Origin of the sequence: Sphingomonas aerolata (genome assembly GCF_003046295.1) — a bacterium.
Lineage (GTDB): Bacteria > Pseudomonadota > Alphaproteobacteria > Sphingomonadales > Sphingomonadaceae > Sphingomonas > Sphingomonas aerolata.
Map to the genome: position 1 here is coordinate 1,001,927 of NZ_PZZN01000002.1, position 18,576 is coordinate 1,020,502.

The window sequence follows — 18,576 nt, forward strand, 5'->3', positions numbered from 1 at the left end:
TATTCGTCACGCCAGCCCGGCGTTGCGGTGTCTTTGCGCGTAGCCTAGATATCAGCGACTTAGTGCAAAGGGCGAGTAGACGGTCTTGAACGATACACCCGACCGCGCCGACCCCGGCGCTCGTCCGTTGACGGCCGACGCCGAGCGAATCGCCGCCGAGCTGATCGGGCAGGACCTCGGCACCGACCCGTTCGTCGCCGCGGTGCGGGCGACGCGGATGCCGATGATCATCACCGATCCGCGCCTGCCCGACAATCCGATCGTGTTCACCAACGACGCGTTCTGCCGGCTCACCGGCTATCCGCGCGAGGACATCCTCGGGCGCAACTGCCGGTTCCTCCAGGGGCCGGAAACCGATCCCGCGACGATCGACCGGATCCGCGACGCGGTCCGCCGGGTCGAATCGATCGAGATCGAGATCCAGAACCACCGCAAGGACGGCGAGACGTTCTGGAACCGGCTGCTGATGGCGCCGGTCTTCGACACGCACGGCGTGCTCGCCTATTTCTTCGCCAGCCAGGTCGACGTGACGCTCGAGCGTGAGCGGCTGAAGGGACTCGAGAGCAGCAACGCCTCGCTGATGGCGGAACTGACCGACCGGTTGCGACAGCAGCAGGAGCATGAGCGCGAGCTCGCCTTCACGCTCAAGGCGGCGCGGTTCGGGACCTGGAGCCTCGAGATCGCGACGAAGCGGCTGACCGCATCGGATACCTGCAAGGAGATTTTCGGCCGGCCTACGGACGCGCCGTTTTCCTATGACGACCGGCTGGCTGCGATCCATCCCGACGATCGCGCGCTGAGCGTCGCCGAGGTCCGGCGCTGCGTCGAGGAGGGGACCGATTACGAGGTCGTCTACCGCATCTACCGCCAGGACGGCGAACTGCGGTGGATCGGATCGCGCGGACAGCCCTTCTATTCCGCCACGGGCGAGGCGCTGCGCATCGCCGGCGTGTCGACCGACATCACCGACCAGCGCCGCGGCGAGATGATGCGCGCGGCGCTGGTCGAGCTCGGCGACATGTTCCGCGACACCGACTGCCCTGACGACATCTCCTACCAGGCCGTCCAGATCATCGGCCGGACGATCGACCTCAGCCGGACCGGCTATGGCGAGATCGATCCGGACGCCGAGACCGTGACGGTGCACAGCGACTGGACCGCGCCAGGGGTCGACCAGCTTTCGGGCACGTTCAGGCTGCGCGACTTCGGCACCTATATCGACGACCTCAAGCGCGGCGAGGAGGTCTGCGTGACCGATGCGCGTGCCGACCCGCGGACCTACGCGACCAGCGCCGCGCTCGAAGCGGTGCAGGCCCGTGCGATCATCAACATGCCGATCACCGAAAACGGCCGGATCGTGGCGATGCTGTATCTCGCCAGCGGCTGGGCGCGGCACTGGCGCGCGGACGAGGTCGCGTTCGCGCGCGAGGTCGCGGATCGGACCCGCATCGCCACCGAACGCCGTCGTACCGAACAGGCGCTCGCCGCGCTCGCGGCGTCGCTCGAACAGCAGGTCATCGCGCGGACGAGCGAGTTGCAGACCGCCGAGGATGCGCTGCGCCAGTCGCAGAAGATGGAGGCGGTGGGCCAGCTGACCGGTGGTGTCGCGCACGACTTCAACAACCTGCTCACCGTGATCCGGTCGGCGACCGACCTGCTCAAGCGCCCCGACCTCCCGCCCGAACGGCGAGAGCGTTACATCGACGCGATCTCGGACACCGCCGATCGCGCCGCCAAGCTGACCGGGCAGTTGCTCGCCTTCGCGCGGCGGCAGGCGCTCCAGCCCGAGGTGATCGATGTCGGCCAGAGTCTCGGCAGCATCGCCGACATGCTCGGCACGCTGACCGGATCGCGGATCACAATCGCGATCGACGTGCCCGACACGCCCTGCTTCACCAATGTCGACCCGAGCCAGCTCGACACCGCCCTGGTCAACATGGCGGTCAATGCGCGCGACGCGATGGACGGCGCCGGGCGGATCGACATCGCGCTGCGGACCGCCACGATGATCCCGGCGGTGCGCTCGCACCCGGCGGTCGAGGGGCAGTTCGTCGCGATCTCGATGCGCGACACCGGGTCGGGCATCCCGCCCGAAAAGCTCGAGCGGATCTTCGAGCCGTTCTTCACCACCAAGGGGGTCGGGCAGGGCACCGGCCTCGGGCTCAGCCAGGTGTTCGGCTTTGCCAAACAGTCCGATGGCGACATCATCGTCGAGAGCGAAGTCGGCTGCGGCACGGTGTTCACGCTCTATCTGCCGCGCGCGGAGGAGCGCACCGCGAACCTGCCGGGGGCGGTCCCGGAGGGGCTGGCGGACGGCCATGGCACCTGCGTGCTGGTGGTCGAGGACAACAAGGACGTCGGCACGTTCACCACCCAGTCGCTTGCCGAGCTCGGTTATGTGACGGTCTGGGCGGCGGATGCGCAGGAGGCGCTGGCGGTGCTGGGCGAGGACGCGGCCCGCTTCGACATCGTGTTTTCGGATGTCGTGATGCCGGGGATGAACGGCATCGATCTGGCCAAGGCGATCCGTGCGTCGCATCCCGGACTGCCGGTGGTGCTGACGTCGGGCTACAGCAACGTGCTGGCGCAGGATGGTACCGACGGGTTCGAGCTGCTGCACAAGCCCTATTCGGTCGAGGACCTGTCGCGCATCCTGCGCAAGGCGGCAGGATAGCGCGCAGGAAAAGGGGCGACCGGCCGAAACCGGTCGCCCCTTTTGGATCAGGTGAGGCTGTGCTTGAGCGCGCTCATCTTGTCATGGCCTTCGCGGACCGAGGCATAGCCCTTGGTGACCGCGTCGAGCGATGCGGGCGACAGCTGGCCGTTCTTCATCGCGTCCTCATACTTGGCCTTGATGTGGTCCTCGCCACGCTCGACCTCAAGGATGATCGCCTTGTCGTCCTTGCCTGTCAGCGCCTGCTTCAGGTCCATGAAGGTGCGATGCGCTGCGGCGAGCATGCTCGAATCCATCTCGGGCTCGCTGCCGAGCGCGCGGACCTGCGCCTGCAGGTTCGTCGCGACCTGGGCGCGATCGCGTGCGAAGTCGGCGAACATCGTCGCATACTGCGTGCTCTCGGCGTCCTTGGCCGCGTCCTCATAGCCCTTCATGCTGTCGAGGGTCGTCTTGATCAGGCCGTTCAGGACGGACACGTCGGTGTCGTTGCTCATCATTCGTCTCCTTTGGGAATGGCGGCTCAACGATCGTCACGCGATTAAGTCGCACCCGGATTTCGCCCTCCGCACAGACAAGTATCGAGCATTGCGGCCGAATTCGGCGGTGAAACGGCTTTTGCGCCTGTACGGCTTGATCTATGTGATGGTCTGGCCACGGGGCCGGACCGCCGGTCCGCCACCGACGCGCCCGACAGTCTGGAGTGCCCATGGTCGCCGTTCCGTCCGCCGCATCGCCCTTATCCGCCACCGACCGACGCGACGGCCCGGTCGAAGCGCTCGCGCGCGCGGAGTCCGCGGCACAGGTCCGCGAGCAGATCCTGTGCTATCCCGGCGCGGTCCGGATCCCGGCACCCGGGATCGAGTTGTACATCGTCCGCGATTTCCTGCCGCTCGACGTGTGCGCGACGCTGATCGCGCTGATCGATGCCGATCGCGTGCCGTCGCCGGTCGTCGCCGACGATCCGCGTCCCGCCTACCGGACCAGCGAGACCTGTTACCTCTACGCCGGGCCCGACGCGGTGACAGCGGTCGAGACCCGGCTGGACGCGCTGACCGGGCTGGAACCGCGCTACGGCGAGGCACTGCAGGGCCAGCGTTATGCGGTCGGGCAGGAGTTCAAGCCGCACCACGACTTCTTCGATACCGGCCAGCTCTACTGGCAGGATCAGGTCGCGGTCGGCGGACAGCGGACCTGGTCGGCGATGACCTTCCTGAACGAACCGGAGGCGGGAGGCCGGACCAATTTTCCGACAGCGGACGTGATCATCGCGCCGAAGGCGGGCAATCTGGTGATCTGGAACAACATGGACGCCTATGGCGCGCCCAATCCGGGGTCGGTGCATCAGGGCATGCCGGTCGAGCAGGGGGTCAAGTACGTGCTGACCAAATGGTATCGCGAGCGCCCCTGGGGTCAGTGAGGCACGGCGTCCGGCGCTGAGGCCGTCATTGCAAACACGCTGCGCAACGGCCGGGTCTCGGGCAGGATATAGACGATCCCGACCGTGCCCGTGAACAACGGCTTGATCACCCCGTCGTAGAAGCGCGCGGGGACGTTGACGCAGCCATAGGAGATCCGGTTGTCGTCCGGCGTTGCCGAGGCCAGCCGGCCGGCGCGGTCGTCGATCCGGCGGCCGGCGATGACGCGGTGGAGCGACAGCGCGGCGGCATAGTCGATCCACAGGATATCCTGCTCGAAATCGGCGCCGATCGACGCCTGGAACCGGCCGGCGGGCGTGGTCCGCTCGGCCGGCGTGATCGTCGCGAGCTTGCGCTGGCCGATCCCCGGCACGCTGTCGTCGCCGCGGGCGAGCCCGAGCAGCGCGGGTGCCGTATCGCGCAGCACCCCCGCGCCATCGAACGCGAAGACCACCGCGTTCACCTTGTCGATCACGACGAACGGCAACGCCTGGTTGTCGCGCGACCGCATGACCCAGTCGACCGTGTCGCGGGCATCGCTGGAGACCGCGGCAGTCCCGAAGCGCGCCGTCGCCGGTGTGCTGGCCGCGACCGGCCGCGCGCCGGCGGCGGACGCGACCCCAGCCGCCAGGGCGACCGCGACCAGCACGCCGTACCGCGCTGCTCGCGACCCGAAGCCTGCCATATCAGTGGCGCGCCTGCTTGCGCGGATAGACCGGGACGACGGGGGTGCGTGGCACGGGTTGCGTCAGCTCCCCCAGCGACGATTGCGTCGGCGGCGTCACGGGGACCGGCGTCACGGGGGCCGGGGGGATCGGGAACGGTCCCGGACCCTCCGGCGGCACGCTCACGCCGCCATCGACCACCGTCCCGACCAGCACGTTCGGCCGCCGGACCTGGGCCGGTGGCACCTCGAGGAACGGCCGCGTCGCGGTCGGCAGGACGGTGACGATCACCGGCGTCGGCGTCGGTGTCGGCGTCGGCGTCAATATCGGCGTTGGCGAAGGCGAGGGTGCTGGCGACGGCGCGGGTGCGGGTGCTGGCGACGGGGCTGGCGAAGGCGCTGGCGAGGGGGCAGGCGACGGCGCCGGAGCAGGCGCGGGTGATGGCGACGGTGCGGGCGCTGGGGCCGGCGACGGGGCCGGCGCTGGCGACGGTGAAGGCGCAGGCGACGGGGCCGGCGAAGGCGACGGGGCCGGTGACGGTGCTGGCGAAGGCGCAGGCGCTGGCGCTGGCGCCGGAGCAGCCGTGATCGTCCCGGTGGTCCGGAAGCCCGCGGTGCAGCAGGATCCCGCCAGCGCATATTGGTCCGCATTCGCGCCGGTCAGCGTATAGCCGCTGTAACTGACGCCGATGCCCGCTCCGGCGTCCGTGCTGTCGAACGTCGCCGTGGCGTCCGTCCCCGCGACCAAGGCGACGCCGCTCGGCAGCCCCGACGCATCCGACGCGTTGAAGCCGCTCAGCACCGCCGCATTGGTGCCGTCCGCGACCTTCTGCGCGGACGGGAAGACCAGCATCCGCTGCGCGATCGCCGCACCCTCGGTCAGCACGAACTCGCTCGAGAAGTCGGTCGGCGTCGTATACGAAACCGGGTTGTAGTTGATCGACACCGGCGCTGCGGTCACCGTCGTCGGCGGCGACAGCGCGGAGAACACGATCGTGCCGCCATTGACGCCCGGCCCGGTGCCGTCCGCGCCTGCGATCAGCGTCAGCCCGACCGGGAGGCCTAGGCTCTGCGCCGGGATCGTCGTGCCGCGCGTCAGCGTGACGGCGGCGTCGATCATCACGTCATGCCCCGCGCACAGCGCGATGTTGCCGTCGGTCGTCGTGATCGCATGATAGACGTTCACGTTGCGTCCGGCGTTGAGCAGGATGCTGCCATTGACCGTCGTCAGGTCGGCGTTGACGTTCACGTCGCGGCCGCAGCAGGCGACGATGTTGCCGTTGGTCGCGCTGATCGGCGCGTTGATCACGACGTCGCGAAACGCGTTCAACGTCAGCGTCGTCGGCACGCCCGACGCGGTCCACGCGACCGCGTCGTTGACGAAGATGTCGCCATTGCCCGTCGTCGTGTCGCCCGCCGCGGGCAGCGTGCTGATCGTGATGCTGGTCGTCACGAGCTGCGCCGACAGCGTCGAGCCGGAGATGTTGCCGCCTGCACCAATCACATAATCCTGCGGATCGATCAGCCAGGTGCCGGTCATGCCCGACCGCGCCAGCGTCGAGACCCTGGCGCTGTCGGCGATGTTGACGGTCGCGGCCGACGTCTCGACGAAGCCGCCATTGCCGCCGACCGGCGCGCTCGCGTCAAGCGTGCCACTGAGATTGGTGGTGCCGGTCTGCATGTCGCCGAGCAGCAGGATGGTGCCGCTGCGGTTCTGCAGAGTCCGCGCCTCGATGATGCCGCTGTTGTTGACCGCGGTGTGGAGCAGGTCGCCCGCACCCTGCGCGGTCATCACGACCTTGCCGCCATCCGCGCGGATCAGCCCGCCATTGCGGACCAGCGCGCCCACCGCGCCCTTGTCGACCGCGACGTTGAGCAGCCCGTCGCCCGCGACGTCGAGCGTGATCGCCTCACCCGCCGCCAGCACGACCGTGCCGAAATTGGCGCGGATCACGCCGCTGTTGCCGACCTGCGCGCCGAGCAGCGCGACATAGCCGCCCTTGGCGGTGATCGTGCCGTCATTCTGCACGCCCGCGGTGCTGGTCCCGGCAAAGCGCGACTGGCCGGCCATGAAATCCGCATCGCTGATGTTCAGCGTCGATGCGACCAGCCCGCCGACGTTCACGCTGGCGGTCTTGCCGAACACGATGCCGTTGCCGTTGACCAGGAAGACCTTGCCGTTGGACGAGAGGTTGCCGAGGATCGACGACGGATCCGACCCGACCACGCGGTTTAGCGCGACCGAGCTCGTGCCCGGCTGGTCGAAGGTCACGCTGGCGCCCTTGCCGATCGAGAAGGACTGCCAGTTCAGCACCGCGCGATCGCTGGTCTGGGTGACCGTCATCGCCGGCCCGCGCGTCGCGATGCTCGCCTGGCCCGCGGCCACCTCGCCCCCGGTCGGCAGCGTCTGCGCTGCGGCGGGGCGCGCGGCGACCGTGCCGGCAAGGCTGATGCCGATCAGCCACGCGAACCGCGCGAGCCCGGTCGTGCCGAACAGCCCGCCGCGGCGCTGACGCGTCGGTGCGGTGGAGGGCGCGGCGGTGGAGGCGGCGGGGCGATGGCGGATCGATGCGGGGATCGGGGTCATGGGCGGTATCCTCGGGTTGCGGCGGATGGCCGCGAAATGTCGGTGCTGTTCGCTGGGGCGCGCGCAGGCGTCAGAAGCTCTTGGCGATCTGGAACCAGGCGCGGCCGGACCGGTCGGGGGCGGCGGTCGCGTCGGCGCTGCCCAGCTTGCGCGCATAGGTGGCGCGCAGCACGATGTCGTACGGCGCGGTCCAGGTCGCGCCGGCGCCATAGGCGCTGCGGACCGCATGGTTCGACCCGTCGAAATAGCGCCGCTTCACATAATCGACCTCGCCGACATCGACGAAGGCGAACAGCTGCAGCGCGCCCGGGATGACCCGCGGCAGCGCGAGCCGCGCCTCGGCGGTCGCGACATAGCCCTGATCGCCATAGGCCTCGCCCTCGGGATAGGCGCGCACCGCATAGGCGCCGCCCAGCTCCATCTTCTCGGAGATATCGAGATTGTTGAACGCGACCTGCCCGCGGACCGAGCCGAACACCGAGACCGGCCCGCTGATCGTCTGCAGCCGCGCCAGGCTGAACTGCATCTTGCCGTAGCGACCATCGGTGCGCGCGGTCAGTGCGTCGACCGACCGCTCATAGGCACCGCGAATGTCGAGCGTGCCGACCGAGACGCTCAGTGAATAGGCGTTCCAGCCGCCGCCGAGCAGCGTGTCGTGCGAGTCGCCGCTGAGGCCGCCCGTGACGACCTGCGCACGGCGATAGGTGACCGTGTCGACGATCCCGAACCGGTCGTCGAACCATTTCGCATCGCCCGCCACCGTCACGTACAGGTTGCTGCCGCGCGACCGGATCAGCGGGTAGCTGGCATAGACGCTGGCGATCTCGGCATTGCCGCTGCCGTCGAGGCTGTCGAATTCCTTGCCGAGCTCATAGTCGAGATGGGCATAGGCGACGCCGAGTGTGACCTTGCCGATCGGCGCCTGATAGGAGGCGCGGCCATAAGCGAGCCCCGAGAAGGACGTCAGCGCGCGCAAGCCGAGCACGTCGCCCGAGCCGGTCGGGTTGTTCCAGTTGACCGACCCGCCGACGCGGTAGGCGCCGGTATAGCGATTGCCCGCATTGTCGGCCTCGACGCTGCCCGTGATGCTGCGGCCCGGGGTGATGTCGACCAGCAGGTCCGACGTGCCGACCGCGGTGCCGGGGCTCAGCGTCGAGCGGACGCGCACGCCGGGCAGGTCGGACAGCATCAGCAGCCGGCGTTCGATCGGCGCGACCGCGACCGGATCACCGACCTCAAGCCCGTCGAGCATGCCGTTCGCGACGCTGTCGGCGAGGCGGGATTCGTTGCGCAGCCCGATCACGCCGAGACGGCCCTCGACGACCGCGATCGTCACCGTTCCGCTCTGCACGTCCTGCGCGGGCAGATAGGCCTGCGCGACGAAATAGCCGCGGCTGGTATAATAGTCGGTGATCCGCGCCGCGAGCGTCTTCAGACCCGCGAGATCGAGCGTCGCGCCAGGCGCGAACCCCGTCGCGGCGACCAGCGTCGCTTCGGGGAACAGCGTGGCGCCGGTGACGCGGATCGCATCCACGCGGGCCGAGGGTCCGCCCGCGGCCGGGATCGCGACCGGCGTCTTGCGCGTCAGGCCGAGCTCGGGATCGGGCGTATCGCTCAGCGGCAGGGGCGGGATCTGCTGCAGCTGGCCACCGGCGCCGACCGGTACCTGTGCCTGCGCGGCCCCGCCGCCTGCCACGAGCGCAGCCATACTCACCGCCGCACACGCGGCTACCCGAAGGATCGACGTCATTGGATATACCTCGAAAGTCACCGCGGATGGACGCTACGAACCTCCCATCCGCAGCAGCGGGAGTCGTAGTAGCAAGGCGTCGGAAGAGCCGCTGAATGCGGCAATGTCGGTGGCGAAGGTCTTGATGAGGAGAAGGTCGATCGTTGTATAAAACGAACGGCCGCTGTGGCTTAGTCCTTCGAATACAACTAAAATATACCTCGATTCCGTTACCTTTCTCTTAACGTTGATCTCTGTTCTTGATTTGAATCAAAAAAGAGGTCCGCGCGCGGGCTGATGCTGGGCGCCCGACCTGCCTTACCGGACGGCCGCAAACCCGATCACATGCCAAGCCGCGACAGCCTTATTGTCCTGACACGCAGAGGGCCGGGCGCGTCAGAGACTTGGCACCACGTGACTCGCTCTTCCAAAGACCGTCCAAAATCCAAGCCAAACTCAAAAATTAACTGGTCAGGCCAATTTCCAGGAATTAAGCTGCCAAAAAAAGATCAGGGAGAGGGTTATGCAGACCAGATATGTCGTGGCGGCCGTCATCGCCGTCATGACCGCGCCCGCTGCCGCACAGAGCGAGCGATCGGTCGTCCCGCTGGCGCAGGGCTGGGAGTTCCAGCGTGGCGGCGACGTCGATCCGGCGCAGGCCGCACAGGCCGCCGGCTCCTGGGAGCGGGTCAGCGTACCGCACACCTGGAACCGCGTCGGCTATTACATGCCCGACCCCCAGACCCATCTGAACCGTGCCAAATCGGTCGACAAATATCAGGGCGTCGGCTGGTACCGCATGACCTTCACCCCGCCCGCCATGGACGCGGGACAGCGCGCCTGGCTTCAGTTCGACGCGGCGAGCCGCACTGCCGAGGTCTGGCTCAACGGTCAGCGGATCGGCGGGCACAAGGGCGGGTTTTCACGCTTCCGGCTCGATGCCACGCGCGCGCTCCGCGCCGGGCAGGCGAACACGCTGCTGGTCAAGGTCGACAATACGCAACCGGCGCAGGGCTCCTCGACCGCCGACATCCTGCCGCTCGCGGGCGATTTCTTCGTGCATGGCGGGCTGTATCGACCGGTCAGCCTGATCGTCACGAACGCAGTCCATGTCGACATGCTCGATGCCGGTGGCAGCGGGATCTTCGCGACGACCAAGTCGATCGACGCGGCGATGGCGAATGTCGACGTCCGCGTGCGGATCCGGAATGACGGGACCAAGACCCAGGCGGTCAACGCGGTGGTCAGGCTGATCGACGCGGGCGGCAAGACGGTCGCGACCGGAACCCGCCGCATCCCCCTGCGTGCCGACACCGCGTCCGAAAGCGTCCAGTCGCTGTCGATCGCGACGCCGCATCTGTGGAACGGGGTCGCCGATCCGTATCTGCACCGGCTGGTGGTCGAGATCGCGACGCCGTCGGGCGCGGTGCTCGACCGGGTCGAGCAGGCATTCGGAATCCGCGAGATGCGCGCCGATCCGGCCCGCGGCTTCCTGCTCAACGGCAAGCCGCTGCGGCTCCACGGCGTCGGCTATCACCAGGATCGCGAGGGCAAGGGCTGGGCGACCGCGCCTGCGGATATCGAGCAGGATTTCGCGATCATGCGCGAAATGGGCGTGAACAGCATCCGGCTCACCCATTACCAGCACGGCCAGGCGATCCACAACCTCGCCGACCGGTACGGCATGGTGCTGTGGGACGAGATCCCGCTGGTGTCGCGCTGGACCTGGGGCGACGATGCGGTCGCGACTGCCGGGCTGCGCGACGATGCGCGCCAGCAGTTGCGCGAGCTGATCCGGCAGAACGGCAACCATGCGTCGGTGTTCAACTGGGGCATCGCGAACGAGGTCGATTTCGGCAAGTCGCTGCCGGCGTTCATCACCACCAGCAAGGATACGCCCGCGCCCGATCCGCTGCCGCTGCTGCGCGAACTGAACGCGCTGGCGAAGAGCGAGGATCCGCCCCGCGCGACCGCGCTGGCGACCTGTTGCGAAGGCCGGCTGCTCGGCTCCGCGGACATTCCGATCACCGCGGAGGCCGCCGATCTCGGCGGGGCCAACCGCTATTTCGGCTGGTATTACGGACAGCCCGGCGATCTCGGCAAGCATCTCGACTCGCTCCGCGCGCTGCGCCCGAACCAGCCGGTGTCGGTGACCGAATATGGCGCGGGCGGCGCGACGACGATCCACACCGACAACCCGCTCGGCGGCAAGGTCGACCAGCGCGGGCGCAACCAGCCCGAGGAATATGAGAGCTACATCCACGAAACCGCCTGGGCGACGCTGTCCGCCAAACCCTATCTGTGGGGGACGTGGCTGTGGAATTCGTTCGACTTCGCGACGACCGTCCGGCGCGAGGGCGATGCGATCGACATCAACACCAAGGGGCTGGTCACCTACGACCGGAAGATCCGCAAGGACGCCTATTATTTCTACAAGGCGAACTGGACCGCGACACCGACGGTGCACGTCGCCGGGCGGCGCTATGTCGACCGCGCCTATCCGGTCGCCGACGTCCGGGTGTACAGCAACGCGCCGCGCACCGACCTGCTGGTCAACGACCGCGTCGTCGGGACGCTGAGCGCCTGTCCGCAGATGATCTGCGCCTGGTCGAACGTCGCGCTGGCGGCGGGCGCAAACCGCGTCGTTGCGCGCGGCGTCTTCCCGACCGGTGCGGTCGACGACGCGATCGAATGGCGGGTGGCACCAGATGCCGCGCGGTCGGTCCGGATCGACAGCGGCGCGCTGGTCGCGCCGGAGATCGCGGGCAAGCGTTATGGCTCGGACGCGTTCTTCGACGGCGGCAGTTTCGGCGATATCAACGCCTATTCGGGCTATGGTCCGCGTCCCGAGAAGAAGGTCGTCGCGGGGACGCCCGAAGGCGCGGTCGCCGAAACCTACCGCGAAGGCCGGTTCGGCTACCGCGTGCCGCTCGCCAACGGGCGCTACACGGTCGAGCTGAGCTTCGTCGAACCCTCGCTCGCGGCGGGCGCACGACAGTTCGACGTCGTCGCCAACGGCAAGCGCGCGATCGCCGCGCTGGATATCGCCGCGGTCGCGGGCGCGCCGCTCACGCGCGTCACGCGGCGGATCGTCGTGGGCGTCACCGACGGCATGCTCGACCTGAAATTCGTGCCGATCAAGGGCGATGCCATCGTGTCCGGCATCGAGATCACGCGATGAGCGCGCCGGGCACCCCGCGGCGCGGCTGGCGCAGCGTGCCGCTGCGCTGGCGGCTGATCGGGCTGGTGACGCTGGGGACGATCCTCAACTATCTCGCGCGCTCGACGCTGTCGGTGGCCGCACCGCAGCTGAAGACCGAATTCGGCATGTCGACCGAGGATTACAGCTGGGTCGTACTGGCGTTCCAGGCCAGCTACACGGTGATGCAGACCGTCGCCGGCAGCGTGCTCGATCTGCTCGGCACGCGGCTCGGTTTCTTTCTGTTCGCGGTCGGCTGGGCGCTCGCCAACATGGCGCACGCGCTGGCGACCGGCTGGCCGAGCCTCGCGCTGTTCCGCGCACTGCTCGGCGCGAGCGAGGCGGCGGCGATCCCCGCGGGCGCCAAGACGGTATCCGAATGGTTCCCCCCGCGCGAGCGGTCGCTGGCGACCAGCGTGTTCCAGATGGGCACCAGCGTCGGCAACATGATCGCGCCGCCGCTCGTCGCCTTCTGTATCCTCGCCTGGAACTGGCAGGCGGCGTTCATCGTGACCGGCGGGCTCAGCCTCGTCTGGGCGTTCCTGTGGTATTGGGGTTATCGCAGCCCCGCCGACCATCCCGCGCTGAGCGAGGACGAGCGCGCCGCGATCATCGAGACCCGCGGCGAGGACGTCACCGCCAAGCCCGCGACGCGCGGCGACCTGTTGCGCAGCCGCAGCTTCTGGGGGATCGCGGTCCCGAAATTCCTGGCCGAACCGGCGTGGCAGACGTTCAACTTCTTCATCCCGCTCTATCTCGTCTCGGTATGGAAGCTCGATCTGAAGAGTATCGCCTTATGGGCGTGGATGCCGTTCCTCGCAGCCGATTTCGGCAGCCTGGCCGCGGGCGTGTTGCCGAGCTGGCTGATGAAGCGCGGCGTACCGCTGGTCGCGTCGCGCAAGATCACGATGACGATCGGCGCGATGTGCATGATCGGGCCGGCGTGCATCGGTCTTGCGGACTCGCCCGGTGTCGCGATCATCCTGTTCTGCATCGGTGGCTTCGCGCACCAGATGCTGAGCGGCGCGCTGGTGACGTTGTGTTCCGACATGTTCGACAGCCGGACGGTCGGCACCGCGACCGGGATGGCGGGGACGTCGGCCTGGGTCGGGGGGATGCTGTTCACGCTGCTGATCGGGCAGAGCGCGGATGCGTGGGGATATGACCCGCTGTTCGCGGCGTTGGCGGCGCTCGATCTGCTCGCGGCGGTCGTCTTGTGGAGTTTGCTGCGCGCTACGCCGCGCACGGGGTTGAGGGTTTAAGAGGATGACGAGTGTGTTGATGACGCAGACGATGCGCTGGTTCGGGCCGAACGATCCGGTGCGGCTGGACAGCATCCGGCAATCCGGCGCGACCGAGGTGGTGACCGCGCTGCACGAGGTTCCGAACGGCGAGGTCTGGACGCGCGAGGCGATCGCCGCGCGCAAGCAGATGGTGCGCGACGCCGGGCTCGACTGGACGGTGGTCGAAAGCCTGCCGGTCGACGAGGGCATCAAGACCCGCTCGGGCGAATGGGACCGGCTGATCGACGCCTATCGCGAGAGCCTGCGCAATCTCGCGGCGTGCGGCATTCGCGTCGTCACCTATAACTTCATGCCTCTGCTCGACTGGACGCGGACCGATCTCGCCTGGGAACTGCCCGACGGCTCGCGCGCGCTGCGGTATGAGGCGATCGTGGTCGCCGCCTATGACCTGTTCATGCTGCAGCGGCCGGGGGCCGAGCAGAGCTATGCGCCGGCGGTCCGTGACGCGGCGGCGGCGCGCTTTGCCGGCATGGACACAGCGGCGCGCGCGGATCTCGAACGGACGATCCTTGCGGGCCTGCCGGGCAGCGAGGAGGGCTTCACCTCGGCCGCGTTCCTCGAGGCGATCGGCCGCTACGACGCCATCGACGCCGCGCGGCTGCGCGACAATCACGTCGCGTTTCTCGAGGCGGTGTGCCCGCTCGCCGACGAGCTCGGTATTGCACTGGTCGTCCATCCCGACGATCCGCCTTTTCCGATCTTCGGCCTGCCGCGCGTCGTCAGCACCGAGGCCGACGTGACCGATCTGTTCACCCGCGTGCCCAACGTCTCGAACGGGCTGTGCCTGTGTACCGGGTCGTTCGGCGTGCGCGCCGACAACGACCTGCCCGGCATGGTCGACCGGCTCGGCTCGCGGATCGGCTTCCTGCACTTGCGTTCGGTCCAGCGCGAGGCCGATGGCGCGTTCCACGAAGCCGATCATCTGGAGGGCGACGCCGGGATGGCGGCGGTCATGGCGGCGGTCCACCGGCTGTCGGTCCGCGAAGGGCGCAGCATCCCGATGCGCCCCGATCATGGTCATCAGATGCTCGACGACCTGACGCGCACGACCAATCCGGGCTATTCGCTGCTCGGCCGGATGCGCGGGCTTGCCGAACTGCGCGGACTTGAACGCGGTATCGCCTTTGCGGCAGGAGCCCTTGCATGACCCGTCCTCTCGAACTTCATCCCGACCGGCTGTTCCCCGCCGATCCGACGACCCGCGCGATCGCCCGCACGCTCTATGCGGAGATCGCCGACCTGCCGATCGTCAGCCCGCACGGCCATACCGATCCGACCTGGTTCGCCGACAACGCCAACTGGACCGACGCGACGTCGCTGCTGCTCGCGCCCGACCATTATCTGTTCCGCATGCTCTACAGCCAGGGCGTCGATCTCGACGCGCTGACGATCGCGCGCCGCGATGGTACGGTGTCCGCCGATCCGCGCGCGGCGTGGCGGCTGCTCGCCGATCATTACGCGCTGTTCCGCGGCACGCCGTCGCGGATGTGGCTCGACCATGTCTTCGCCGAGGTGTTCGGGTTCGACGTCGCGTTCGAACCGGCGACCGCCGACCTGTATTTCGACACGATCGGCGAAAAGCTCGCGACCGCGGCGTTCCGCCCGCGCGCGCTGTTCGACCGGTTCCGGATCGATTTCCTTGCCACCACCGAAGGCGCGCACGACAGCCTCGACGCGCATCACCGGATCCGCGAGAGCGGCTGGAACGGCCGTGTCGTTACCACCTATCGCCCCGATGGCGTGATCGATGTCGAGCATGAGCAATTCGCCGGCGCGCTGCGCCGTTTCGGCGAACTGACCGGCGAGGACGTCTATGGCTGGCAGGGCTATCTGGCCGCGCACCGCAAGCGCCGCGCCGATTTCCGCGCGGCGGGCGCCACCGCGACCGATCACGGCCATCCGACCGCGGCGACCGCGAACCTGTCGACCCCCGAATGCGAGGCGCTGTTCGCGCGTATCACCGGCGACGACTGGACCGCCGCCGACGCCGAGCTCTTCCGCGCGCAGATGCTGACGGAGATGGCCGCGATGAGCGTCGAGGACGGCATGGTCATGCAGATCCATCCGGGCTCGGTCCGCAACCACAATGCCGGGCTGTTCGCCAGCCATGGCCGCGACAAGGGCGCGGACATTCCCGGGCGCACCGACTATGTCCACGCCCTCAAGCCGCTGCTCGACCGGTTCGGGACCTCGACCGCGCTGTCGATCATCCTCTTCACGCTCGACGAGACGGTCTATGCGCGCGAGCTGGCACCGCTGGCGGGGCATTATCCGTGCCTGAAGCTGGGGCCAGCCTGGTGGTTCCACGACAGTCCGGAGGGGATGTGGCGGTTCCGCGAGATGACCACCGAGACCGCGGGCTTCTACAACACCGTGGGCTTCAACGACGACACGCGCGCCTTCCTGTCGATCCCGGCGCGGCACGACGTCGCGCGCCGGATCGACTGCGGCTATCTCGCGCGGCTGGTCGCCGAGCACCGGCTGGAGGATTGGGAGGCAGCAGAGCTCGCACGCGAACTGACGAGCGATCTGGTCCGCAAGGCATACCGGCTGTGAGGCTGTCCAAGGCCACGCGCTCCGCGCTCGCCGCCAACGTAACGCAGCCCGCGTCCTCGGCGGTCACCGTCGGGCGGATCGTCCATCTCGGGATCGGCGCGTTCCACCGCGCGCATCAGGCGGTCTATACGCAGGATGCGTCGACGCCGGACGTAGGGTGGCGGATAACCGGCGTGTCGCTGCGCTCGCCGCAGGTGCGCGATACGCTCGCCCCGCAGGACGGGCTCTACACCGTGACCGAACGGTCGAACGGCGCCAGCGCGACCCGGCTGATCGACGTGATCGACACGCTGCTGGTCGCCGCGGAGGATCCCGACGCGGTGATCGCCGCGCTCGCCGACCCTGACACTCAGGTCGTGACGCTGACCGTCACCGAAAAGGGCTATTACCGGCATCCGGCGACCGGCGCACTGCTCGTCGACGATCCGGCGATCGCGCACGATCTGGGCGGCGGCGTGCCGCGGACGATCTTCGGCTTTCTGGCAGCGGCGCTCGATCGGCGGCGCAGTGCGGGGGCAGGCGGGCTGACGCTGGTGTCGTGCGACAATCTGTCGGGCAATGGCGCGCTGCTGATGCGCCTGCTGCTCGCGTTCGTCGAGCGTCGCGATGCGGATCTGGCCGGCTGGGTGCGTGCGCACGTGACCGCGCCCGATACGATGGTCGACCGGATCGTGCCCGCCTCGACCGAGGCCGACCGCGCGGGCGTCGCGACCGCGATCGGGGTCGACGACGCCGCCGCGCTGGTCACCGAACCGTTCCGCCAATGGGTGATCGAGGACCGCTTCGCCGGCCCGCGCCCGCGCTGGGAGGCGGCGGGGGCGCAGATCGTCGACGACGTCGCGCCGTTCGAACTCGCCAAGCTGCGGCTGTTGAACGCGAGCCATTCGACGCTCGCCTATGTCGGGCTGCAACGGGGCCACGCCTTTGTCCATGAGGCGATCGCCGACCCGGCGCTGCGCGCGTTCGTGATCGCGCAGATGCAGGAGGAGGCGGTGCCGAGCCTGACCACGGCGGCGGGGCTCGATCCGGCGGCGTATATCGACGCGATCCTCGACCGCTTCGCCAATGCCGATCTGCACCACCGTCTCGACCAGATCGCGATGGACGGATCGCAGAAGCTCCCGCAACGCTGGATCGCGACCGTCGCCGGGCGGCAGGCGCAGGGGCTCGACAGTCCGAAGCACCAGCTCAGCCTCGCCGCGTGGATCGCCTATACCGCCGACGCGCCGGCGATGGCCGATGATCCGCTGCGCGATCGCTACGCCGCGATCTGGGCGGACGCCGCGGGCGACGCGCGCCGGGTCGTCGCGCGGTTCGTCGGCGAACTCGGGATATTCCCCGCCGATTTCGACCACGCGGCGCTGGGCGATGCGGTGGTAACGTGGCAGGCGCAGGGGCCAGAGGCCGCGCTGCGCGGCGCCATCGGAGAGCCCGTCGCATGACCGGTACGATAGTGTGTTTCGGCGAGATGCTGTTGCGGCTCGCCGCGCCCGACCGCGGGCATCTGTTCCAGGACGCCCGGCTCGACGCGCATTTCGGCGGCGCGGAGGCGAACGTCGCGGTCGCGCTCGCGCGGATCGACGTGCCCGCCGCGGTCGTCACGACGCTGCCGCACGGCCTGATCGGCAATGCGGCGCTCGACTCGGTCCGCGCCGCCGGCGTCGACGTGTCGCGCGTGGTGCGCGCGGACGGTCGGCTGGGCCTGTATTTCCTCTCGCCGCCGAGCGGGTCGCGCGGCGCGCAGATCGTCTACGACCGCCTCGACAGCAGCTTCGCCGCGACCCCGTCGAGCGCCTATGACTGGCCCGCGATGCTGGACGGCGTCGGCTGGCTGCATCTGTCGGGGATCATTCCCGCCATCGGTCCGGGTGCCACGCAGCTGTCGCTCGATGCGATCGCGGCGGCGCGGGCGGCGGGGGTCAGGGTCTCGTTCGACGGCAATTTCCGCGCGAGCATGTGGGCGCGCTGGTGCGCCGATCCGCAAGGCGTGCTGGTCGATCACGTCGACGGTGCGGACCTGCTGTTCGGCAGTCACCGCGACATCTCGCTGCTGCTCGGCGAGGACCATGCCGGCGACACGCCGGACGCGCGGCGTCGCGCGTGCGAGGCCGCGTTCGCGCGGTTTCCGACGCTCGCCTGCATCGCCTCGACCGCACGCCGCGTGATCGATGCCGATACGCACGCCCTGTCCGCGCGCGTCGATCGCCGCGACGACGCGTTCGAGACCGAGACGATCCTCGTCACGCAGATCGTCGACCGGATCGGCACCGGCGACGCGTTCGCCGCGGGCGTGCTCTCCTGCCTCGACGACGGGTGCGAGGCGGCCGCGCGCCGCGGGCTCGCGCTCGCCGCGCTCAAGCACGGCACCGCGGGCGATCACAGCCGGACGACGCTGACCGATCTGGCCGACTTCACCGGGGCACCCGCCGACGTGCGGCGGTGACAGGG

At 68.9% G+C, this 18,576-nt stretch carries 12 protein-coding genes; 8 read left to right on the top strand and 4 right to left on the bottom strand.

What is annotated here, in order from left to right:
- The first annotated feature begins 85 nt into the window (after positions 1 to 85).
- The gene (locus C8J24_RS12130) at positions 86 to 2,674 is read left to right on the top strand and encodes a PAS domain-containing protein (protein ID WP_244180652.1); all 2,589 of its coding nucleotides are present in this window, start codon (positions 86 to 88) and stop codon (positions 2,672 to 2,674) included.
- A 47-nt stretch (positions 2,675 to 2,721) separates the two neighbouring features.
- On the opposite strand, the gene C8J24_RS12135 is transcribed toward C8J24_RS12130, so the two are convergent.
- Positions 2,722 to 3,168, bottom strand: a complete 447-nt coding sequence (locus C8J24_RS12135) for a ferritin-like domain-containing protein (RefSeq protein ID WP_244180654.1) — start codon at positions 3,166 to 3,168, stop codon at positions 2,722 to 2,724.
- A 212-nt stretch (positions 3,169 to 3,380) separates the two neighbouring features.
- Between C8J24_RS12135 and C8J24_RS12140 the strand changes: the two genes are divergently transcribed.
- Entirely contained in the window at positions 3,381 to 4,091 is a 711-nt protein-coding gene (locus C8J24_RS12140) for a prolyl hydroxylase family protein (protein WP_107932561.1), read from the top strand.
- Here C8J24_RS12140 and C8J24_RS12145 read toward each other — a convergent pair.
- The 3 genes from C8J24_RS12145 to C8J24_RS12155 all read right to left on the bottom strand — a co-directional run bounded on the left by C8J24_RS12145 (position 4,085) and on the right by C8J24_RS12155 (position 9,048).
- A complete protein-coding gene (locus tag C8J24_RS12145; protein ID WP_107932563.1) occupies positions 4,085 to 4,774 on the bottom strand; it encodes a L,D-transpeptidase in 690 nt (229 codons plus the stop codon). The genes C8J24_RS12140 and C8J24_RS12145 overlap by 7 nt on opposite strands.
- A 1-nt stretch (position 4,775) precedes the next feature.
- On the bottom strand, positions 4,776 to 7,340 hold the full coding sequence (locus C8J24_RS12150) for a two-partner secretion domain-containing protein (RefSeq protein WP_107932565.1): 2,565 nt from the start codon (positions 7,338 to 7,340) through the stop codon (positions 4,776 to 4,778).
- Between the two features lie 70 nt (positions 7,341 to 7,410).
- Complete coding sequence (locus tag C8J24_RS12155) at positions 7,411 to 9,048, bottom strand: ShlB/FhaC/HecB family hemolysin secretion/activation protein (protein WP_244180655.1); 1,638 nt, start codon at positions 9,046 to 9,048, stop codon at positions 7,411 to 7,413.
- A 544-nt stretch (positions 9,049 to 9,592) separates the two neighbouring features.
- Here C8J24_RS12155 and C8J24_RS12160 point away from each other — a divergent pair.
- From C8J24_RS12160 to C8J24_RS12185, 6 genes are read left to right on the top strand one after another with little or no spacing between them, the layout of a single operon-like run.
- Positions 9,593 to 12,250, top strand: a complete 2,658-nt coding sequence (locus C8J24_RS12160; protein WP_107932569.1) for a glycoside hydrolase family 2 TIM barrel-domain containing protein — start codon at positions 9,593 to 9,595, stop codon at positions 12,248 to 12,250.
- On the top strand, positions 12,247 to 13,530 hold the full coding sequence (locus C8J24_RS12165) for an MFS transporter (RefSeq protein WP_107932571.1): 1,284 nt from the start codon (positions 12,247 to 12,249) through the stop codon (positions 13,528 to 13,530). Before C8J24_RS12160 ends, C8J24_RS12165 begins: the two co-directional genes overlap by 4 nt.
- Positions 13,531 to 13,549: 19 nt before the next feature.
- Positions 13,550 to 14,719, top strand: a complete 1,170-nt coding sequence (uxuA, locus tag C8J24_RS12170) for a mannonate dehydratase (RefSeq protein WP_236559039.1) — start codon at positions 13,550 to 13,552, stop codon at positions 14,717 to 14,719.
- On the top strand, positions 14,716 to 16,128 hold the full coding sequence (uxaC, locus tag C8J24_RS12175; RefSeq protein ID WP_107932575.1) for a glucuronate isomerase: 1,413 nt from the start codon (positions 14,716 to 14,718) through the stop codon (positions 16,126 to 16,128). The genes uxuA and uxaC overlap by 4 nt, the downstream gene beginning before the upstream one ends.
- Positions 16,125 to 17,570, top strand: a complete 1,446-nt coding sequence (locus C8J24_RS12180; protein ID WP_244180663.1) for a mannitol dehydrogenase family protein — start codon at positions 16,125 to 16,127, stop codon at positions 17,568 to 17,570. The genes uxaC and C8J24_RS12180 overlap by 4 nt, the downstream gene beginning before the upstream one ends.
- Positions 17,567 to 18,571 (top strand): sugar kinase, encoded by a 1,005-nt coding sequence (locus C8J24_RS12185; RefSeq protein ID WP_107932577.1) that lies wholly within the window; start codon positions 17,567 to 17,569, stop codon positions 18,569 to 18,571. The genes C8J24_RS12180 and C8J24_RS12185 overlap by 4 nt, the downstream gene beginning before the upstream one ends.
- Positions 18,572 to 18,576: the final 5 nt, after the last annotated feature.